The sequence below is a fragment of the Brevibacterium sp. CT2-23B genome (assembly GCF_013168765.1).
Classification (GTDB): domain Bacteria; phylum Actinomycetota; class Actinomycetes; order Actinomycetales; family Brevibacteriaceae; genus Brevibacterium; species Brevibacterium sediminis.
This window is the reverse complement of the sequence record NZ_JABBYK010000006.1, coordinates 388,442-409,299: the sequence shown is the minus strand read 5'-3', so window position 1 is coordinate 409,299 and position 20,858 is coordinate 388,442. Positions and strand designations below refer to the sequence as shown.

Sequence of the window (20,858 nt, the reverse complement as noted above, 5' to 3'; positions counted from 1 at the left end):
TAGGAGGTGAGGGTGGCGGCGAGCTCGTGGAAGTCGCGGCTCGGGTTGCCGAAGCGGTGCAGGGTCATCGACACCGCCTGCTCCTGCACGTAGTACCGCAGCTCCACCCGCCCCGAGGTGGTCACCGGCTCATCGATGATCGCGACCTCCGGGCGAGGCGCGGCCGCAGCCAGCAGTTCGTCCTCGAACCGACCGAGGACGCGGATGCGGGCACCCACCGTGTCGTCGTAGCGACCCTGTCCGACCATCTCGGCGAACAGATCCGCCGACTCCGTGCGGGCGGGGACACCGGCGTTCGTCACGGCGATCTTCACCTCGGCGGGCACATCCTCGGCGACGGACAGCTGCACCGTCGACCCCACCGTGGTGGCGGCGTGGAGGGAGCGTTCGAGATCGAACAGGCTCGCCTGGGCAGTGACGCGCAAGGTGACCGGCCGAGGACGGTAGCGGAAGATGTTCGCCTCCGCGCGCAGTCCCGTATGGTCCTTCGCCGCACCGAATTCGGCCTCGAACCAGCGCTTGTCATCGGCCTTGGCCGCCTCGAGATTCTGGCTGCCGGCATCGGCGAAGTGGCCGAAGAGCATGAGATAGTTCGGCCCGCCGGCCTTCGAACCCAGGCCGACCGAGGACTGCTTCCAGCCGCCGAACGACTGCCGACGCACGATCGCACCGGTGATTCCGCGGTTGACGTAGGCATTGCCGACCTCGACGCGGTCGAGCCAGGTGGTGACCTCCTCGGGGTCGAGGGAATGGATGCCGCCGGTGAGGCCGAAGTCCACGGCGTTCTGGAACTCGATGGCCTCATCGAGGTCCTTGGCATGCATGAGACCGAGCACCGGACCGAAGACCTCGGTGAGGTGGAAGAAGGAACCGGGCTTGACCCCGTCCTTGATACCCGGGCTCCACAGACGCCCCGAATCGTCGAGCTGCTTGGGCTCGAGCAGCCAGGATTCTCCAGGTTCGAGCGACGTCAGCGCCCGACGCAGCTTGTCCGAGGGATCCTCGGTCAGCGGACCCATGGTCGATGCGAGATTCGACGGCCAGTCGACGACCATCGACGAGGCGGCATCGATGAGCTGGCGACGGTAGCGCTCGGAATCGTAGGTCGAACCGACCATGATGCCCAACGAGGCGGCCGAGCACTTCTGTCCGGCATGTCCGAAGGCCGAATACACGAGGTCGGCCATGGCGAGGTCTCGGTCCGCCGCCGGGGTGATGACCAGGGCGTTCTTGCCCGAGGTCTCTGCATTGACGTGGAGTTCGGGTCGGAAGGACTTGAACATCGCTGCGGTCTCCGAGGCACCCGTGAGGATGACCCGGTCGACGTCGGGATGCGAGACGAGGTGCTGGCCGAGGTCCCGCTCGACCGGAGCGCACAGCTGCAGCACGTCCTTGGGCACGCCGGCCTGCCACAGGCAGTCGATGATGAGCGCCGAACAGTGCGGGGTCGGCTTCGACGGCTTGTGGATGACAGCAGATCCCGCCGCCAGCGCCGCCACGGTTCCGCCGGTGGGAATGGCCACCGGGAAGTTCCACGGGGGAGTGACGACGACCATCTCATCGGGAGTGAAGGTCGCGCCCTCAATGTTCTCGAGCTCGAGCGAATTCAGCGCGTAGTAGCGGATGAAGTCGATGGCCTCGGACACCTCGGGATCGGACTGCGACGGCATCTTGCCGACCTCCGCGGCCTCGACGGCGATGAACTCGCCGCGACGGGCAGCGAAGATGTCCGCGGCGCGGTGGAGGATCTCGGCGCGACCGGCGGCGCCGAGGGCCCGCCAGTCGGCAGCCGCGGCGCGACCGCGGGTGATCATCTCATCGAGCTCGTCCGTGGATTCGACCTTGGGCGCGTTCGGACGATCGTCGAGGTAGCCGGGGGCGGTCGCCTCGGCGATGATGCTGCGCACCCACTCCTGGTTGGCCGGAAGGGACGGGTCGGTGTCGGGCTCATTGAAGAACTGAGTCGGCACCACGGTCTCGCCGAGAGTTTCGGTCGACCGGTTCTGGTGACGGTTCGGGGCCGGTGCGGTCTCGCCCTCGGTGCCGAGGATCGACTCGAGCTGATTGACCGAGGCGGTGAACCGGTCGGCTTCGCGCTTGAACACGTCGTTGCCGTTGGCGAGGTCGAAGATGCCGGACATGAAGTTCTCGGACGCAGAGTTCTCTTCAAGCCTGCGCACGAGGTAGGAGATCGCGACGTCGAACTCCTTCGGATGAACGGCCGGAACGTAGAGGAGGAGGTCTCCGACGTCCTCGGTCACGGCGGCGGCCTGCTCGCTGGCCATGCCCTGGAGCATCTCGAACTCGACGCGGTCGGTCACGAAGCGTTCGACGGAGAGGTGGTGGGCGAAGGCGATGTCGAAGAGGTTGTGCCCGGCCACGCCGATGCGCAGCCCCTTCATCCGCTCCGGGGTGAACAGCCAATGCAGGACCCGCTTGTAGTTCGCATCAGTGGACTGTTTCGAATCGCACGTCGTTGCAGGCCAGCCGGCGATTTCGGCGTGCACGGTCTCCATCGCCAGGTTCGCGCCCTTGACGAGGCGGACCTTGATCCCGACCCCGCCGTTCTCGACACGGCGGGAGGCGAATTCGCTCAGCCGCTGCACCGCACCGAGCGCATCGGGCTGGTAGGCCTGGATGACGATTCCGGCCTCGAGATCCTTGAACTCCGGTTCGGAAAGCAGCCGCGTGAACACTGCGATCGTCAGCTCGAGGTCCTGGTACTCCTCCATGTCGAGGTTGACGAACTTCGCGCCGGTCGGGGCTTTCGCGGCCTGCTGGTAGAGCGGACGGAGGCGGTCGACGACATAGTCGACGGTCTCGTCGAAGGCCCACATCGAGATCTGCGAGGCCACGGAGGAGACCTTCACCGACACGTAGTCGACATCGTCGCGGGCGAGCAGCCGGTGGGTCTGCTCCAGGTGGTTGTCGGCTTCGCCGTCACCGAGCACGGCCTCGCCGAGGAGGTTGATGTTGAGCCGGTGACCGTCGGCGGTGAGGGCGGCGACGGTCTTGCCGAACTGCTTGTCCCGGGCGTCGACGACCATGTGGCCGACCATCTGACGCAGGCGAGTGCGGGCGGCGGGCACGACGACCTGCGGGGCGATCTTGGCCAGTGCTGCACCGGCCTTGATCTGTGCACGGTCGAGGTACGACATCGTCTCAGGGGCTAGCTTGCCGACCTCGGTCAAGGCGTCGGCGGCGGCGTGGACATCATCGGTGCGCACGACCCGATCGACGAACCCGACGGTGAAGTCGAGGCCGTTGTCGTCGGAGAGGACGGCGGAGAGGCGTTCGGCCGCGGGGTTCTTCGCCGTGGTCATCGACGTCGACACTCGCAGCCACCGGCGGACGGTGTCGATCGACTGGGCAGTGAGCGTGGCAAGGTCGGTTTCGGTGTGCAGCAACTGTGCTCCTTCGGTGCTCGGATTCGGTGCTCTCACGCGTCGGCGCTGACCGTGGAACCTGGGTGTGAGATCAGTATGCGCCGCCGAAATCCGGGGGTGAAGAGATGGAGTCGACCGCCGTGAATGTTTGAGTCAGAAGTCCTAAGATAGAGTGATGTATTCCGCTGAGTTCCGTCGTGACGCCGTGGCGCTGCTGACGACGTCGACGCTCGCCGAGGCGGCTGCGCGCACGGGAGCATCACCGTCGACCCTGCGTCGTTGGGCGAGCCGATCCGACCTCGCTGATCGTCCCCGCAGCGGCCGCCCGCCGATCCAGGAGACCGCTGACCGGGTTGTCGAAGCACTCGTCGCCACCGCGGGGGCCAGGATCTCCGGACGGGACTATTCGACTCGTGCCCTGGCCGAGGCGACGGGGTTGAGTCAGAGCATCGTCTCCCGGTCGGTGCGGGTGCTGACGGTCCCCGTCGCCGAGGTGGCCGGTGCCTCGGAGCTCATCCTCGCGGCCAGCGGGTTTCCCCTCGTCATCGTCGGCGTTCGCAGGAACGATGCAGGTGGGGGCGGCCCTCGCGGAGAGTCCGCGACCATCGTGCCGCCTCGGCGAATTCAGCGGCGCATCGCGGGAATCATCGCGGCCCTGCGCACCGCAGGCGTCGGGCGGTGGGCGCAGCGTTTCGACAGCGAGCATCGGCAGGTGCCCACCGCCGAACTGCTCGCCCTGCTCGACGGTGATGGTGACTTCCTCGTGTTCGACCCCCTCGGCGAGGTTCCTGACGATCTCTCCGGCGGGGCGGGAGTCCGGGTGAGGGCGTGCGCGGATTTCGACGATTTCGTCACCGCCCTCAAGACCCGCCTCGGCGAGTGTCAGGACATTCCCGGGGCCCTGCTCGATCTGCTTGCCGACCGCGTCCGGAACGGACTCGAAGGTGTGCTGTGGTGGGAATCGGCTCCGTATGAGCCTCAGAGAAGTTCTATTACTTCTGACTCAATGGAGATATCGTCGTGGCTGCCGAAGGAGACCCGATCGATCACCGAGCATCTGGCGATCGCGCTGCGCGAGGAGATCATCGACTCCGGATATGAGCCGGGGGACCGGATCAATCCGCGCCTGCTCTCCCGCCGAATGCAGGTGCCCAGGGCCTCGGTCGATGCGGCGCTGCGAAGGATGGTCGACGACAAACTGCTCGACGGATCCCGCGGCGGCGCGCGGATTCCTCTGATCACGACCGTCGACGTGCTCGACCTCTACGCCGCGCGCATGGCCATCGGGGAGGTTGTGCTCAGGTCCCTGGCCCTGCGTCCGCAGCGCTACCTCGTGCCCGTGCAGCTGGCCCTGCGACAGGTCGAAGCCTCGGCGCCGACGCGCAGCGGAATCGATGTCGAGGACGCCGACCTCCATTTCCAGCAGGAACTGGCCCGTGCTTCGGGTCTGCGGGAATCGGCGCGTGCCTTCGAAGCCCTGACTCTGCGGCTGCGTCTGTTCATCTCCATCTTGCAGCTCGACTATTCTCCGGCCAGCGACCGTATCGTCAGCGATGATCGGGCCATGTTCCGTGCGCTCAGCCGAGCGGATGCGAAGACGGCGATCGAGGTCTGGCGCGGCAAGGTCGACAATGCGGTGAGACATATGGCCGGTCTGCTGGGCAGGCGGCGCTTCGACCAGGAGCTGTGGACCCAGCTGACCCGCAGCCTCGGGTGAGTACGGAAGCCGGGACCCGCCTCGGCGGGGGTCGTGGTCTATATTTGTGCCGTGGAGACTTTGGTTGTGGGCGTGGCCGGCGGAACCGGCAGCGGAAAGACGACGCTGACTCAGGCGCTGTTGGACAAGTGCGAAGGACCGCCGTCCGTGCTCTTCCACGACAACTACTACAAGCGGCGCGACGAGCTCACCTACGAGGAGCGCGAGAAGGTCAACTACGACGATCTCGATGCCTTCGACAATGACCTCTTCGTCGACCATCTCACCGCATTGCGGAACTCCGAGGCGGTCGACAGCCCCGTCTACGACTTCTCGATCCACAACCGCAGCGACGAGACGACGCGCGTCGAACCCGCGCCGGTCATCATCGTCGAAGGCATCCTCATCTTCGCCGAACCGCGCATCTGCCGGCTGCTCGACATCAAGCTCTTCGTCGACACCGACGCCGATGTGCGTCTGCTGCGCCGGATCAAACGCGATGTCGTCGATCGTGGGCGGACGCTGCAGTCGGTGGAGGACCAGTACTTGGGCACGGTCAAGCCGATGCACGAACTCTACGTCGAGCCGTCGAAGCGCAATGCCGACCTCATTATCCCCGACGGCGGCCACAACATCGTCGCTATGGACATGATTCTCAACCGCATCCAGCGCGGAGTCGGCTGAGGCTGAGCTAGGGTCTGACCTGGCCGTATTGGGTCATTCGGGGCCGTTCGCGAAGTCGTGTCAGTGCCGACGGGTACCGTTTCTATATGGACGTCGACCCCGCACGGGAACCAGCGCCGGTTCCGGATCCGCTGACCGAGATCACTCGGTTCGGTGAGCTCCTGCGCGGTCTTGACCCGGGTGGCACCGAGGCTGAGACACTCGAGCGGATCACTGCGCTCGAGGAGCTCAAGTCTGCCGTCGTCGCCGCACAGTCGCGGGAGGCAGTGGCGTTCGAAGCGCTGCGCATCGAGCGGGACCGGCACAACAGGGTGCCCGCGATCGACTGCGGAAAACGTGCCGGAGACGAGGTCGGGCTGGCGAAGAAGGTCTCGCCCGGATCGGGGCGGAGGTTCCTCAGCACCGCCCGCTCGATCGTCATCGGGATGCCCAATACCTTCAAAGCCCTGTCCAAGGGGGAGATCTCCGAGGACAAGGCGCGCATCATGGTCGATGAGACCGCGGTCCTTGCCGCCGCCGATCGGCGCAAGGTGGACACGCGGATGAAGCGCAGTCTGGAACCGTCCGGGTTGCGCAGCCTGCGCGCCGAAGTGCGTGCGCTCAGTGCGGAGATGGACGCCGAGGCGGCTGCGAAGCGGGCAGCGAAAGCTGAGTCCAATCGTCGTGTGAATCTGACCGTGATCGATGACGGGATGGCCAGGATCTCTGCGATCCTGCCGTTGACTCAGGCCGTCGCCGCCTATGAGAGTCTCCGTGCCGGCGCCGAGTCGATCACTGCCGCCGGTGACGCGGGCGGGCGGAGTCGCCAGCAGGTGCTCGCCGACACCTTCGTCGAACGATTGAGCGGCCAAACGAGTGCGACGGCGGTGCCCGCGGAGATCCATGTGCTCGTCGAGGCCGAATCTCTGCTCTCGGACGGGCTCGTACCCGCCTGGCTGCCCGGGTTCGGACCGCTGCCGGCGCAGACGGCACGGAAGTTCATCGTCGCGAACGAAGCGAAGATGTTCATCAGCCGGATCTTCACTCGTCCCGACGACGGGCAGCTGGTGGGGATGGATGCGAAGAGTCGAGAGTTCACCGGCCGACTGCGGCAGATGATCACCTTCCGCGACGATGTGTGCCGGACACCGTGGTGCGACGCCCCGATCCGGCATGCAGATCATGCCCTTCCCGTTGCCGCTGGCGGAGCTACCACCTGGGAGAACGGTTCAGGTCTGTGTGTATCCTGCAATTACGCGAAGGAACATCCCGGGTGGAAGCATGAGGCCACAGCGGACGGGCTGCGCGTCACCACGCCGAGCGGACGATCGTACGAGGTGACCACGCCCGCGGTGGTCCGCCGCATGCGGTTCCCGCGTCCCGAAGCGGTGTCCGAACCGGGTGGTTCGCCGCCGGGGCCGGATTGGCGGCAGACCTTCTCCCGTTTCCTCGAACCCGATAGGGATGAGGCCAGGAGAGTGGTCGGGAAAGACCAACCGCAAGAGGCGGCTCAGCCGGACCAGCCGGTCGAATACCAGACGATCGAACCGAAGTGCGTGCTGCCCGAGCAGCTGCCACCGCGCTATTGCACCCATGCCGAGAAGATCGCCGGTTGGCGCAGCCGCAATGCGCACCGACGACCGAGTACACAGGACTGCAACGGCAGCCCGGTCGAAAGCCAATTGGTTCGGATGGTGTTCGGGCCCGACTGAGCCGCGTGTCGGATCTGGAACATCGCGGGAACACCTGTCACACGGACACTGCAGAGAATCGTAGTTATGGACAGGGCGGGTAAGAGTGGCAGCACACGACTGACGACTGCGCGGGGGCGAAGTCTCAACCTCGTGGCGCGTGTGCTCCCATTAGGGGCGGTGGCCTGCTGGGTGATCACGATCTTCGTGCCGGTCCTCGACAGCGGCGGGCCCGGATCGATGCAGATCCGCGTGACGTCTCTCGGTTTCTCGCCGATCGACATGAACGACCTCGACGAGGTCTACCTCGTGCTCTGGATCGTCATCCTCACCGGTGCGTTCACCGCTTGGCTGCTGTCCGCGTCGAAGTGGTGGTCGATCGCGGCCATTGTTCTGGGCACGGTGCTGGGACTGCGACTCCTGCAGATGGTCGCCGATCCGCCGATCATGATGTGGGATGGGCAGACGGCCGACGGCATGCCCACAGGAGGCATGGAGGTCGCCTACCCGGCGGCAGGGTTCGGCCTCTGGGTGCTCGGCAGCCTGCTGTTCTTCGCCGCCGGTATCTGTGGTCTGGTCGCAGCCGCCCAACAGGACCATCACCGTCGTGAACGGATCAAACGCTGCATGTCGAAGCGCCATGGTCCCGCCGCGTGAGGCTCGACCCGGCCGACTGCTTCTGCGATTCGCCCAAGCGCTGTCTCTGTCAGCTCTCTGCCTGTGGATCGTCATGCTGTGGGTTCCGGTGGTTGCCAGCCCTGAGGACACGTCGGAAGCGCCGCAGCCGCCGCGCATCATCGTCACCGCTCTCGGCGGACCGCCGATCGACCTCGAGGAGGCTCGGGGCTCGATGGTCTTGGTCACCGTCGGCGTTCTTGTATGTGCGGCTGCTTCGCTCCTGCTCACCGTCAGGTCTCGGCCCGATTCGCACCCGTGGCCGGACGTCGTCCGGCGCCTATGGTCGGTGGGAACTCTCTTTCTGAGCGTCTGCGTCTTCCTCGTGTTGGCCGACATGTTGGCCAATATGCCGACGATCATGTGGGACGCCGTTGATGATCGCGGACGCTCGGTCTTCGGGATGGTCGTCGCCGAACCGGCGCTGGGCGCAGTCCTTTGGGCCATCGGGGGGTCTCAGTCTGCTGGCCGCGGGAGTCTGCGGCCTCCTCGGCGACGCCAGGCGGAGGAAGACAGCACCCGCTCACTTCGCAAACGCCAGAATCACCCCGTGGCCCCACGGGAACCGAACACATCGCCTCGCACAGCGGCTGCCGTGGGTCGCGCTCGCCTGCTGGGTGCTGATGATCTGGGTGCCGATCTTCGACAGCGGCGACCATGGTGATGATCGACTGACGGTGACATCGTTCGGACGGGTACCCTTCGATCTCGCCGACCTCACCCCGGGAGTCATCCTGCCCTGGGTGGTCGTTCTCGCCTGTGCAGCGACCGCGAAACGGTTCGACACCATCGCCCGCTGGCCTCTTCTGTCGGTGTCAGTCGGAGTCGGCCTGTTCATCCAGCAGGCGACTATGGTCATCGATCTTCCGCGAGAGCGCGTCGAAAGCACCGACGCCGCCGGTGAAACGCTCAGTGCCACTATCGTCGGGTATCCGTCAGCAGGTCATTATCTCTGGACGATCGGCTGCTGGGCACTCATCGCCGCAGGCATCTGCGGACTCCTCAGCGATCGACGGCGGATCGACCGGCAGATGCAGAGGCAGGCACAGCATCCGACGAAAAAGATCAACCGCAGACGCCAACGCAAGCTGCAGCAGTGGGCCCGGCTGCTTCCGTTCACCGCGGTCGGAGTGTGGACCGTGACTGTCTTCGTCCCCGTCGTCGACAGCTTCAACGACGACGGTCCGCGCATTCGAGTGACTTCACTGGGAGAATGGACGATTGATGACGGCGGTGACGTCGATCTGTTCTTCCTGATCATCTGGGCACTCGTGGTCGCCATCGCCGCGCTCGGGGCCGCCTTCGCCCCTGCCCGCTGGTGGGACGTGACAGCTGTGATCATCGCAGCACTCATCGTCCTGGTCCTCTTCAGCTACCTCGCCAGTCCTCCGGTGCTGATGTGGGACGGGCAGCTGCCTGACGGAACACCGACCGGAGGGATGGAAGTCGGTCGCCCGTCGTTCGGCTTCGGGCTGTGGCTCATCGGCGCCGCAGCCCTCGTCGCAGCTGGGATCTGCGGACTCCTCACGCAGACCAAATGCGTCCGGCCAGCAGTCCAGGGACCACCGGCCGGAGGCGTTTGAGAACAGAATCGTTCCGAAATCACTTCACGGGTTCGAAGACTCCCGCGAAATAGTCGCCGATCTCGGTATGTGCGTCCAAGGGGAAGACGCCCGAGACATACTGGTCGGGTCGGACCACGACGACGGCACCATCGCGGCTGATCTCACGGGCTTCGAAGATGTCCTCGTCGGGCAGGGTCGCGTAGATCTTCTCCACGTATTCGAGGTCAAAGGCACCGATATTCGGACGGAAGACCTTCGGCACATCGGGGAACGCGAACTCCTTGTGCTCCTGCTGGTAGATGACGCTGAGCTCGACGAGCGCATCGAGGTCCTCACCCTCCCTGCGGTAAGCGACCAGGGGAGAGGCCTGATCCGATTCGAGCCACGCAGCCAGAGCTGCCACCTTCGACTCACCGCCCGCACTGCCGTCGACGACCGGAGCGGCCCGATCGGCGAAGACATAGACCCTCCAACGACCGTCGGCGCGGGCCTCGTGTCCGAGATGGATGAAGTTCGCATCGCAGCTGCGCTTGACCCGAGCCGACTTGAACCGCTTGCCGATCGGGAATCCGGCCGCGAGCTCCTGATGAGTCGTCGGCGTCGTGATCATCGACTCCGTGTACTCGGTCATGAACCCTGCCGGGAACTCCGCGGTCTTGACGTAGAAGTCCTCGAGGTAGGTCTTGTCCGGCAGCTCCTCCTGCGGAGTCGCCATGAGCGTCGACCATTCCTTGTCGAACTCGATGAGGTTCTTCGCCGCCACCTGACGTTCGGCCGAGTAGGTGCGCAGCAGTTCCGTCGACGACCGTCCGGAGATGACCTGGCCGAGCTTCCACGCGATGTTGAAGCCGTCCTGCATCGACACGTTCATTCCCTGACCGGCTTTCGCCGAGTGAGTGTGGCAGGCATCGCCGGTGATGAACACGCGCGGACACTGAGAATCGGGCGCGGTCTCGTCGGTGTCGTCGAAGGCATCGGTGAGCCGGTGCCCGACCTCGTAGACCGAATGCCAGGCCACGTTCTTCACATCGATGCTGTAGGGCGAGATGATCGCATTCGCCCGGCGGATGATCTCGTCGATGCTCGTCGACCGCACCTTGCGCGCATCATCCTCGGGCACCTCGCCGAGATCGACGTACATCCGGAACAGATGCCCGCCCTCGCGGGGGATGTGGAGGATGTTTCCGTGCTTCGACGAGATCGCGCACTTGGTGCGGATATCGGGGAAATCGGAATTCGCGAGCACATCCATCACGCCCCAGGCGTGATTGGCCTGGTCACCGGACATCGTCCGTCCGATCGACGATCGGACCTTCGACCGGGCACCGTCGCAGCCGACGACGTAGCCGGCGCGGATGGTGCGTTCCTCCCCGGCGCGCTCGCCGGCCGTGTAGCGGACGGTGACCGATACCGGATGGTCCTTCGCCGAGGCGGCCGCGGCGTCCTGGTCGACCGCGAGGTCGACGAATTCGATCCCATAGTCGGGTGTGATCTTGCCGGGGGACTGGGCTGCGAACTGGGCGAAGTAGTCGAGCACGCGTGCCTGGTTGACGATGAGGTGGGGGAATTCGCTGATGCCGTGCTCGTCATCCTTGGGCCGACCGGTGCGGATGATGTTCTCGGGGTCCTCCGGATCCGGATTCCAGAACGCCATCTCGGTGATGTGATAGCCCTCGCGCATGATCTCCTCGGCGAAGCCGAACGCCTGGAAGGTCTCGACAGAACGGGCCTGGATGCCGTCGGCCTGACCGATGACCAGCCGCGAATCGCGCTTCTCGATCATCCGAGTGTTCACGTGCGGGTACTGCGACAGCTGTGCCGCCGCGATCATCCCCGCAGGGCCGCTGCCGACGATGAGGACATCGACTTCATCGGGCAGATCATCTGCGCGCTCGATCCCGTAGCCAGCGGCTTCCTCGATCCGCGGGTCCGCGGACACGTAGCCGTTCTGATGGAAATGCATGTCAACCTCCGGTTCGTGACACGTCGTCGTGATGTTTGAATGCTATCAGTTCATATACGATCCGGTGTCGGCGGGGAGGTGCCGATCACCGTCATCGCTGGTCAGCTGCGGCGACCCGATTCCGATGATCGGGCTCACTGACTGCTCGTCCTCGTGGTCTGGACCGAGCGGAATGCCGGTGCGATCACGCAGCAGCAGAGTCGCGGCGAGGGCGAGCACGGCGACGACGCCCAGGTACACCGCCACCGAGGCGGTCGTTCCCGTCGATGACACGAGCCCCTTCGCGATCGTCGGAGCAAAGGCGCCGCCGAGGATCGACCCGATCGCATAGGAGACCGAGACTCCTGAGAAGCGGACGCTGGAGGGGAACAGCTCGGCGTACATCGCCGGCTGCTGACCGTAGGTGAAGCCCAGGCCGATCGTGAGGACGACGAGACCGAGCAGGAGCATGCCCACCGAACCGGTGTTGACCAGCGGGAACAGGGAGAAGATGCCCGCGAGCAGGAGGATCCAGCCGAGGATGTAGGTGTTCCGGCGTCCGATCTTGTCCGAGACGGCTCCCGCGATGATCGTGAAGACCAGCCAGGACACCGCCGAGGCGGCGACGGCCCAGAGCACGGGACCGCGTTCGAGGCCGATGGGTCCGGTCGGATCTGTGGCGTAGTTCTGGATGTATCCGCCGGTGGTCATGTACCCGGCGGCGTTGTTGCCCATGAACACGAGGGAGGCGAGGATGACGAGCAGCCAATGGCTCTTGATGAGCTTGCCCAGCGGGTTCGTGACCTGTTCCTTGCGCTCGGCGATCTCGTGGAAGACCGGGGATTCCTCGACTCCGCGGCGGATCCAGTAGCCGACGAAGACGAGCACGATGGAGAGGAAGAACGGCACCCGCCAGCCCCATTCGAGGAAGGCATCGCCCGGGGCGATCGAGGTCATCAGGGCGAGCACGCCCGAGGACAGCAGAAGGCCGATGGACACCCCGATCTGCGGGAAGGAACCGCGCAGTCCGCGTGACTTCTCATCAGCGTGTTCGACGGCGAGCAGAACGGCTCCGCCCCATTCTCCGCCGGCCGAGATTCCCTGGACGATGCGCAGTGCGATGAGCAGGATCGGAGCCAGGACGCCCGCGGTTTCGAAGGTCGGCAGGAAGCCGATGAGCGCGGTCGCGGCACCCATGGCGATGAGGGTGATGATGAGGACCACCCGGCGGCCGAGCTTGTCACCGAAATGTCCGGCGAGGAATGCGCCCAAAGGGCGGAAGAGGAAGCTGATCCCGACCGTCGCGAAGGCGACCATGGTCGAGAGCGTCGATCCGAGCGGGCCGAAGAAGAGCTCGTTGAAGATCAGCCCCGAGGCCGCCGCGTAGAGGAAATAGTCGTACCACTCGATGCTCGTGCCGACGATCGTCGCGAATGCCACCCGGGTCTGAGTGTGCTTCTGTGCTGCCATGACTCCTGTGTCCTGTCGTGCGTCCCAACCACGTTCTCTGTGGCCTGGATTACTTGTTCCCGGGAACCGTATCATATACGATCTGTGGTGAAGCCAATCGAAATGAGGTGTGAGATCGATGTCGACTCCAGCAGGTGTTCCGACCCGTCCGGGCAAGATCATTGCCGTTCATGTGGCCTACGAGTCCCGTGCGGCACAACGAGGAAAGCGCCCCGCCCAGCCGTCGTACTTCCTCAAGGCGGCCAGCTCCGTCGCCGCCACCGGCCAGACCATCGAACGCCCCGCCGGCACCTCGCTGCTCGCCTTCGAAGGTGAGGTCGCCATCGTCATCGGCGCCCCCGCCCGCAACGTCACCGAGGCCGAGGCCTGGTCGTATGTGGCCGGCGTGACCGCGTCGAACGACTTCGGCCTCTACGACATGAAGACCCCGGACAAGGGATCGAACGTGCGCTCGAAGAGCCGCGACGGATACACCCCGCTGGGCCCCGAACTCATCCCCGCCGCCGAGGCGGCCCCCGACTCCCTGCGCCTGCGCACCTGGGTCAACGGCGAGGTCGTCCAGGACGACGGCACGCGAGCCGATCAGCTCATCTTCACCCTCCCGCGCATCGTCGCGGACCTCAGCCAGCACCTCACCCTCGAACCCGGTGACGTCATCCTCACCGGCACCCCTGCCGGATCCTCCGTCGTCGCCCCCGGTGACACGGTCGAGGTCGAGGTCACGGCCGCCTCGGCGAACGGCGAAGAACTGAGCTCCGGACGACTGACCACCACAGTCGTCGACGGCCCCGGGGACTTCGACGAGCAACTCGGCAGTCTGCCCGCAGTGAACGAAGCACTCACCGTCGACGCCTGGGGCTCACGCGAAGCCGCCGGACTCGCCCCGGAGGGTGATGCCGATGAAACTGCCGCGACGGCACTCGGCGATGACCTCGTCGCCAAACTCACCGAGGCTCCGACCGCGGGCCTGTCGGCTCAGCTGCGGTCGCGCGGACTCAACAATGTCGTCATCGAAGGCGTGGCCCCGCTGAAGCCGGGCGCGAAGATCGTCGGCACCGCGAAGACGCTGCGCTTCGTGCCCAACCGCGAAGATCTGTTCAAATCCCACGGCGGCGGTTTCAACGCCCAGAAGCAGGCCTTCGACTCGATCCGCCCCGGCGAGGTCGTCGTCATCGAGGCCCGCGGCGAATCCGGCTCGGGCACCCTCGGTGACATCCTCGCCCTGCGTGCGAAGTCGCTCGGCGCCGCCGGCGTCGTCACCGACGGGGGAGTCCGTGACTCCGCCGAGGTGGCCGAGATCCTGCCCGTGTTCTCCACCGCGAAGCATCCCGCCGTGCTCGGCCGCAAGCACGTGCCGTGGGAATCGGACGTGGCTGTGGCCTGCGGAAATGCCACCGTCCTGCCCGGCGATGTCATCGTCGCCGATGACGACGGAGCTATCGTCATCCCTCGTGACCTCGTCGAGGAAGTCGTCGACGCGGCACTGGCGAAGGAGATCGAGGACGGCTGGGTGGCCGAACAGGTCGCCGCCGGCAATCCGATCGAAGAGCTCTTCCCGCCCAAGGGCGAATGGAAGGCGAAATTCGACGAGTGGAAGGCCTCACGGTGACTGCGACTGCGTCCCTGAGCAAGGCCGAGACCGCCTATCGGTGGATCCGCGAACGCGTCGCCGACCAGACCTATCAGCCCGGGCACAAGCTCGTGCTTGCGCAGATCGCACTCGAACTCGACACCTCAGTGGTGCCGGTGCGCGAGGCCATCCGCCGCCTGGAAGCCGACGGGCTCGTGACCTTCGAGCGCAATGTCGGGGCTCGTGTGGCCATGGTCGACCAAGGGTCCTACACCCAGTCGATGGAAACGGTCGCGATCCTCGAGGCAGCGGCCGTCGCCCAAGCGCAGGGCCACCTCGGTGCCGATGATCTCGATGCCGCGGAGCAGATCAACGATCGGATGCGGGCTCTGCTCGATGATTTCGAGCCGGCCGAGTTCACCCGGCTCAACCACGAGTTCCACGAAATGCTCTACCGGCGCTGCCCGAACGAGCGGCTGTGCACCCTCGTCGAACTCGAATGGGACCGGCTCAACCACCTGCGGGATTCGACGTTCTCCTTCGTCCCCGAACGGGCACTCGAGTCGGTGGAGGAACACTCCCGCATCGTCGCCCTCATTCGAGCTCGCGCCTCGGCGCAGGAGGTCGAACGGGCCGTGCGCGAGCACCGCTCGGCCACTCTGCACAGCTTCCAGAACTCCCAGACGACCACAGCCCCAACCCCGGATTTGCAGACAGATTCACGAAAGGACAAGTCATGACACAGTCCACCACCCCGCCGGCAGATATGCCGGAGAAGATCCGCCACTACATCGGCGGAGAATTCGTCGACTCCATCGACGGAGACGAATTCGATGTCCTCAACCCGGTGACGAACGAGCCCTACATCAAGGCCGCCTCGGGCAAGAAGGCCGATATCGAAGCCGCCGTCGCAGCGGCGAAGACGGCCTTCGATGAGGGCCCATGGCCGCGGATGCTCCCGCGTGAGCGTGCCCGCATCCTCAACAAGATCGCCGATATCGTCGAATCCCGCAAGGACGAACTCGCCGCCATGGAGTCCTTCGACTCCGGACTGCCGATCACCCAGGCCAAGGGCCAGGCGGCGCGCGCGGCGGAGAACTTCCGTTTCTTCGCCGACCTCATCGTCGCCCAGGTCGACGACGCCTTCAAGGTCCCCGGCCGCCAGGCGAACTACGTCAACCGCAAGCCCATCGGCGTGGCCGGACTCATCACCCCGTGGAACACCCCGTTCATGCTCGAGTCCTGGAAGCTGGGACCGGCGATCGCGACCGGCAACACCGTCGTGCTCAAGCCCGCAGAGTTCACCCCGCTCTCGGCCTCCCTGTGGCCGGGCATCTTCGAAGAGGCCGGCCTGCCCACCGGTGTGTTCAACATGGTCAACGGCTTCGGCGAGGAGGGCTTCGCCGGCGACTCGCTCGTCAAGCACCCCGACGTGCCGCTCATCTCCTTCACCGGTGAGTCGAAGACCGGCCAGACGATCTTCGCCAATGCCGCCCCCTGGCTCAAGGGCCTGTCGATGGAGCTCGGCGGAAAGTCCCCGGCTGTGGTCTTCGCCGATGCGGACATCGAGGCTGCCGTCAACGCCACGGTCTTCGGTGTCTTCTCCCTCAACGGGGAGCGCTGCACCGCCGGCTCGCGCATCCTCGTCGAGCAGTCGATCTACGACGAATTCGTCGAGCGCTACGCCGCCCAGGCCAAGCGCGTGAATGTCGGTCTGCCCTCGGATCCCGCCACCGAGGTGGCTGCTCTCGTCCACCCCGAGCACTATGAGAAGGTCATGTCCTACGTCGAGATCGGCAAGTCCGAGGCCCGCCTCGTCGCCGGCGGCGGACGCCCCGAAGGATTCGAGACCGGAAACTTCGTCCAGCCGACCGTGTTCTCCGATGTGAAGCCCGACGCGCGGATCTTCCAGGAGGAGATCTTCGGCCCCGTCGTTGCGATCACCCCGTTCTCCTCCGACGAGGAGGCCCTGGAGTTGGCGAACAATACGAAGTACGGTCTGGCCGCCTATATCTGGACCTCGGACCTCAAGCGCGCCCACAACTTCTCCCAGGCCGTGGAGTCGGGAATGGTGTGGCTGAACTCGAACAACGTCCGCGACCTGCGCACCCCCTTCGGCGGCGTCAAGGCCTCGGGACTCGGCCACGAGGGCGGCTACCGGTCGATCGACTTCTACACGGAACAGCAGTCCGTGCACATCAACCTCGGCGAGGTCCACAACCCCGTCTTCGGAAAGCAGTGAGCCAGCCATGACCAATCGCAAAGATATGACCCGGACCTCTGCCGGCTATTTCGTCAGCCAGGAGGCGCCGATCGTCACGGACAACCCCATCGCCACTCCGCAGGCGAGTCCGCCCGACATCCTCCGCTGCGCCTATATGGAACTCGTCGTCACCGACCTCGCCGCCTCCCGGGAGTTCTACGTCGACGTGCTCGGACTCTATGTCACCGAAGAGGACGAGAACACGCTCTACCTGCGCTCGACGGAGGAGTTCATCCACCACAACCTCGTCCTGCGCAAGGGCGAGGTCGCTGCCGTGGCGGCGTTCTCCTACCGGGTGCGCAGCCCGGAAGAGCTCGACAAAGCTGTGGCTTTCTACACGGAACTCGGCTGCGATGTCCGTCGCAACCCCGACGGGTTCGTCAAGGGCGTGGGCGACTCCGTGCGCGTGGTCGACCCGCTCGGCTTCCCATACGAGTTCTTCTACCAGTCCGATCACGTCGAACGCATGTCGTGGCGCTACGACCTGCACATTCCCGGCGAACTCGTCCGCCTCGACCACTTCAACCAGGTCACCCCGGATGTGCCGCGGGCGGTGAAGTACATGCAGGACCTCGGCTTCCGTGTTACGGAGGACATCCAGGACGAGGAGGGCACGGTCTATGCCGCGTGGATGCGCCGCAAGGCCACCGTCCACGACACAGCGATGACCGGCGGAGACGGGCCGCGCATGCACCATGTCTGCTTCGCCACGCACGAGAAGCACAACATCCTCTCCATCTGCGACAAGCTCGGTGCCCTGCGCCGATCCGACTCGATCGAACGCGGGCCCGGCCGCCACGGTGTCTCGAACGCGTTCTACCTCTACCTGCGCGATCCCGATGGCCACCGCGTCGAGGTGTACACGCAGGACTACTACACCGGCGACCCGGACAACCCGGTCATCACGTGGGACGTCCACGACAATCAGCGCCGCGACTGGTGGGGCAACCCTGTCGTGCCGTCCTGGTACACGGACGCCTCCCTCGTCCTCGATCTCGACGGCACCCCGCAGCCCGTGCATGCCCGCACGGACGATTCGGAGATGGCCGTGACGATCGGTGCCGACGGGTTCTCCTACACCCGCGCAGATGAGAACGAGGGCAAGCTGGGCAACCAGCTCTGAAAGGAATCCACATGCTCGATGAGGCAACGATCGCGGTCATCGCCGACGATCTCGCTCAGGCGGAGCAGACTCGGTCGAAGATCGGTCTGCTCACCGCGAAGTATCCGGACATGACGGTCGAGGACTCGTATGCGGTGCAGAACGAATGGCGCCGTCGCGGTGAAGCCGCCGGTCGTCGACTCTATGGTCACAAGATCGGACTGACCTCGAAGCCGATGCAGCAGGCCACCGGCATCACCGAACCCGACTACGGAGCGATCTTCGCCGATCAGGTCTATGACACCGGGTCCGTGATCGACCATGCGCAGTATTCGGGCGTGCGCATCGAGGTCGAACTCGCCTTCGTGCTGCGCGACGAACTGCGCGGACCCGACGTCAGTCTCTTCGACGTCCTCCGGGCCACCGAATACGTCGTCCCCGCACTCGAGGTGCTGTCCTCGCGCATCGAGATGGAGGGCCGCACGATCGTCGACACCATCTCGGACAATGCGGCACTGGGGGCGATGGTCCTCGGCGGCCGTCCCGTTGCCGTCGATGCCGTCGACCTGCGTCGCGTGAACGCCCTGCTCTACCGCAATGAGACGATCGAGGACTCCGGAGTCGCCGCCGCCGTCCTCGACCATCCGGCCCGCGGAATCGTGTGGTTGGCAAACAAACTCGCCGAGCACGGAGATGTTCTGCAGGCCGGAGAGACCGTGCTCGCCGGGTCGTTCACCCGCCCCATGTGGGTGCATCCCGGCGACACCGTGCACGCCGACTACGGAGAGCTGGGAGTCATCACATGCCGTTTCGGGTAGAGCTTCCGCAGACCTTCGCCGACCGGGTGGCCGGCCTCGGCGACGGGGAGTACCTGGCCGGGATGTGGGTGTGCTCGGGTTCGCCCGTGGCCGCCGAGATCGCCGCCGCCTCGGGAATGCAGTGGGTGCTCATCGACGCCGAGCATTCCCCGATCGGACTCGAGACGACGACGAGTCTGCTGCGCGCGATGAACGGCTACCCGGCGACCCCCGTCGTGCGGGTGCCGGTCAACGACACGGTGCTCATCAAGCAGCACCTCGACCTCGGCGCGCAGAATCTGCTCGTGCCGATGGTCGATACGAAATCCGACGCCGAGGCGGCTGTGGCGGCCGTCCATTATCCGCCGAAGGGTGTGCGCGGGGTCGGTTCGGCCCTGGCCAGGGCCTCCCGGTGGAACGCCGTGGACGGGTACCTGGGGCGCGCCGATGAGTTCGTGTCCCTGACGGTGCAGATCGAATCGGCGACCGCGGTGGACAACGCCGCTGAGATCGCCGCGGTCGACGGAATCGACCAGATCTTCGTCGGGCCCTCCGACCTGGCTGCGTCGATGGGGCTGCTCGGTCAGCAGACCCATCCGGACGTCACCGATGCGGTGGCTCGGACCTTCGAAGCAGTGAAGGCCGCCGGCAAACCCGTCGGTGTCAACGCCTTCGACCCCGAGCAGGCACGGAAGTACCTGGAAGCCGGAGCGTCCTTCGTCCTCGTCGGCGCCGACGTCGGTCTGATGATGAACGGCGCCCGCGCCTGGGCCGACACTTGGGTTCAGGACTGAGCTCGCTCCCAGCGGTGCCGGGCATCATCGTGGGCGGCGATAAGGAGTTCGTCGACCTGCTTCTCAGTGCGTGAGCCTGGATTCACGACCGCTACCCACCCCTGCCTGCGATACAGCGGGTGGGGGTGGATTGCGTCTGTGACGGACTGCTGACCCGGGGTGTCCGCGTTCGCGTCGACGTCGGGGCCGGGCTCGCCGAAGAGTGCGGAGAACCGGGCACGCCCGATGTGGAGATTGAGCCTCCAGCGATCGGGAGCCGAGAGCTCGGAGGCCGTGTCGTCGGGGTAGTCCTTGGTGATGATGGTGGCGAACGGCTGAGTGTTCGCAAGCACTTCTCCGTCGGGAGCGAAATAGAAGAAGTGGTCTCCCCAGGTCAGCTCGGGGTACGGGCCGCCGGCCTCGGGAGCGATGTGGAGCAGTCCGTCGAGAGTGTGGAAACGGTCGATGATCTCGTGCATACTCATGGTTCAAGTGTGCACTTGAAGTGCCTATGTCGGGTTTTTGTCGGGAGGTGATCACTCTGCGCACTGCGGACGTGGCTTCGCTCAGCGGGTATTCGGTGCAGCAGATCCGTCAGCTCGAATCCCGCGGTGTCATTCCCGCAGCCGCTCGGGAGGACAATGGCTACCGGCGGTATTCAGACGTGCATGTCAGTGCATTGTCCGCATACCGTGATCTTGCTTTCGCCGTCGGTCCTGTTGCGGCCCGATCGGTGATGACCGAACTTCCGCGGCTCGATCCCCGTGAGGCGATCGCCCTTCTCACCGGCAAAGTGACTGAAGTGGACGAGCATCGACGTCAGGTCGTTGCAGCACGCTCGATGCTGCTCTCGATCCAGTCAGAAGCTGAAACTGCCGGCGAGCATGGGCGCGAGACGACCGACGAATCGATGACGATCACCGAACTTGCTGAGGCGGTGGGCGTGCGTGCATCCACGTTGCGATACTGGGAATCGGAGGGACTGACTACCCCGCACCGGGTGGGCTCCGGAGCTCGAACCGCGCGTCTCTATCGGTTCGGAGCGATCAGAGATGCAAGGATCACTGCCGCGCTGCGGTCCGGAGGGTACGGCATTCACGAGATCCGCGAAGCTTTGGCAGTGGTGCGAGGGCTCGGTGATACGAGCTCGATGCTCGCCGCACTCGACGACAGACTGGACGATCTGGCGTTGCGTGGGGCGGCGGTCTTGCGAGCCGGGGGTGTTCTCGCCGGCACGATCGGCGGAGAACACCCCTGAGCTCACT

Annotated in this window: 17 protein-coding genes; 13 read left to right on the top strand and 4 right to left on the bottom strand. The window is 65.4% G+C overall.

What is annotated here, in order from left to right:
• A partial coding sequence (locus HIM68_RS16710) for a bifunctional proline dehydrogenase/L-glutamate gamma-semialdehyde dehydrogenase (protein WP_216657200.1) occupies window positions 1-3,407 on the bottom strand: 3,407 nt, incomplete at its 3' end.
• Window positions 3,408-3,561: 154 nt separating this feature from the next.
• On the opposite strand from HIM68_RS16710, the gene HIM68_RS16705 reads away from it, so the two are divergent.
• The 6 genes from HIM68_RS16705 to HIM68_RS16680 all read left to right on the top strand — a co-directional run bounded on the left by HIM68_RS16705 (window position 3,562) and on the right by HIM68_RS16680 (window position 9,694).
• Window positions 3,562-5,103: an FCD domain-containing protein gene (locus tag HIM68_RS16705; RefSeq protein ID WP_172174253.1), complete on the top strand. Its 1,542-nt coding sequence runs from the start codon at window positions 3,562-3,564 to the stop codon at window positions 5,101-5,103.
• A gap of 51 nt (window positions 5,104-5,154) precedes the next feature.
• Entirely contained in the window at window positions 5,155-5,766 is a 612-nt protein-coding gene (udk, locus tag HIM68_RS16700) for a uridine kinase (protein ID WP_139469259.1), read from the top strand.
• A gap of 86 nt (window positions 5,767-5,852) precedes the next feature.
• On the top strand, window positions 5,853-7,457 hold the full coding sequence (locus HIM68_RS16695; protein ID WP_172174250.1) for an HNH endonuclease signature motif containing protein: 1,605 nt from the start codon (window positions 5,853-5,855) through the stop codon (window positions 7,455-7,457).
• A 132-nt stretch (window positions 7,458-7,589) separates the two neighbouring features.
• Window positions 7,590-8,093, top strand: coding sequence for a hypothetical protein (locus HIM68_RS16690; protein WP_139907090.1), 504 nt, complete (start codon window positions 7,590-7,592; stop codon window positions 8,091-8,093).
• Complete coding sequence (locus tag HIM68_RS16685; protein WP_172174247.1) at window positions 8,077-8,775, top strand: hypothetical protein; 699 nt, start codon at window positions 8,077-8,079, stop codon at window positions 8,773-8,775. Before HIM68_RS16690 ends, HIM68_RS16685 begins: the two co-directional genes overlap by 17 nt.
• On the top strand, window positions 8,744-9,694 hold the full coding sequence (locus HIM68_RS16680; RefSeq protein WP_172174244.1) for a hypothetical protein: 951 nt from the start codon (window positions 8,744-8,746) through the stop codon (window positions 9,692-9,694). The genes HIM68_RS16685 and HIM68_RS16680 overlap by 32 nt, the downstream gene beginning before the upstream one ends.
• A gap of 19 nt (window positions 9,695-9,713) precedes the next feature.
• Here the strand turns inward: HIM68_RS16680 and HIM68_RS16675 are convergent, their stop codons facing one another.
• Together HIM68_RS16675 and HIM68_RS16670 are read right to left on the bottom strand one after the other, a co-directional pair.
• Window positions 9,714-11,639, bottom strand: coding sequence for an FAD-binding monooxygenase (locus tag HIM68_RS16675; protein WP_172174241.1), 1,926 nt, complete (start codon window positions 11,637-11,639; stop codon window positions 9,714-9,716).
• Between the two features lie 45 nt (window positions 11,640-11,684).
• Entirely contained in the window at window positions 11,685-13,088 is a 1,404-nt protein-coding gene (locus HIM68_RS16670) for an MFS transporter (protein WP_172174238.1), read from the bottom strand.
• Between the two features lie 118 nt (window positions 13,089-13,206).
• On the opposite strand from HIM68_RS16670, the gene HIM68_RS16665 reads away from it, so the two are divergent.
• From HIM68_RS16665 to HIM68_RS16640, 6 genes are read left to right on the top strand one after another with little or no spacing between them, the layout of a single operon-like run.
• A complete protein-coding gene (locus HIM68_RS16665; RefSeq protein WP_172174235.1) occupies window positions 13,207-14,697 on the top strand; it encodes a fumarylacetoacetate hydrolase family protein in 1,491 nt (496 codons plus the stop codon).
• Entirely contained in the window at window positions 14,694-15,398 is a 705-nt protein-coding gene (locus HIM68_RS16660) for a GntR family transcriptional regulator (protein WP_367647570.1), read from the top strand. Before HIM68_RS16665 ends, HIM68_RS16660 begins: the two co-directional genes overlap by 4 nt.
• On the top strand, window positions 15,395-16,900 hold the full coding sequence (gene hpaE / locus HIM68_RS16655; protein ID WP_172174229.1) for a 5-carboxymethyl-2-hydroxymuconate semialdehyde dehydrogenase: 1,506 nt from the start codon (window positions 15,395-15,397) through the stop codon (window positions 16,898-16,900). Before HIM68_RS16660 ends, hpaE begins: the two co-directional genes overlap by 4 nt.
• Before the next feature lie 7 nt (window positions 16,901-16,907).
• A complete protein-coding gene (gene hpaD / locus HIM68_RS16650; RefSeq protein WP_172174226.1) occupies window positions 16,908-18,044 on the top strand; it encodes a 3,4-dihydroxyphenylacetate 2,3-dioxygenase in 1,137 nt (378 codons plus the stop codon).
• Between the two features lie 11 nt (window positions 18,045-18,055).
• Window positions 18,056-18,841 carry a fumarylacetoacetate hydrolase family protein gene (locus tag HIM68_RS16645; protein ID WP_172174223.1) on the top strand — a complete coding sequence of 262 codons (786 nt, stop codon included), beginning with the start codon at window positions 18,056-18,058 and terminating at the stop codon, window positions 18,839-18,841.
• A complete protein-coding gene (locus tag HIM68_RS16640) occupies window positions 18,826-19,614 on the top strand; it encodes an HpcH/HpaI aldolase/citrate lyase family protein (RefSeq protein WP_139469277.1) in 789 nt (262 codons plus the stop codon). Before HIM68_RS16645 ends, HIM68_RS16640 begins: the two co-directional genes overlap by 16 nt.
• On the opposite strand, the gene HIM68_RS16635 is transcribed toward HIM68_RS16640, so the two are convergent.
• Window positions 19,605-20,078: a DUF6194 family protein gene (locus tag HIM68_RS16635; RefSeq protein ID WP_216657199.1), complete on the bottom strand. Its 474-nt coding sequence runs from the start codon at window positions 20,076-20,078 to the stop codon at window positions 19,605-19,607. The genes HIM68_RS16640 and HIM68_RS16635 overlap by 10 nt on opposite strands.
• Window positions 20,079-20,149: 71 nt before the next feature.
• Here HIM68_RS16635 and HIM68_RS16630 point away from each other — a divergent pair, with 71 nt between their 5' ends.
• Window positions 20,150-20,851: a MerR family transcriptional regulator gene (locus HIM68_RS16630; RefSeq protein ID WP_367647569.1), complete on the top strand. Its 702-nt coding sequence runs from the start codon at window positions 20,150-20,152 to the stop codon at window positions 20,849-20,851.
• Window positions 20,852-20,858 lie beyond the last annotated feature (7 nt).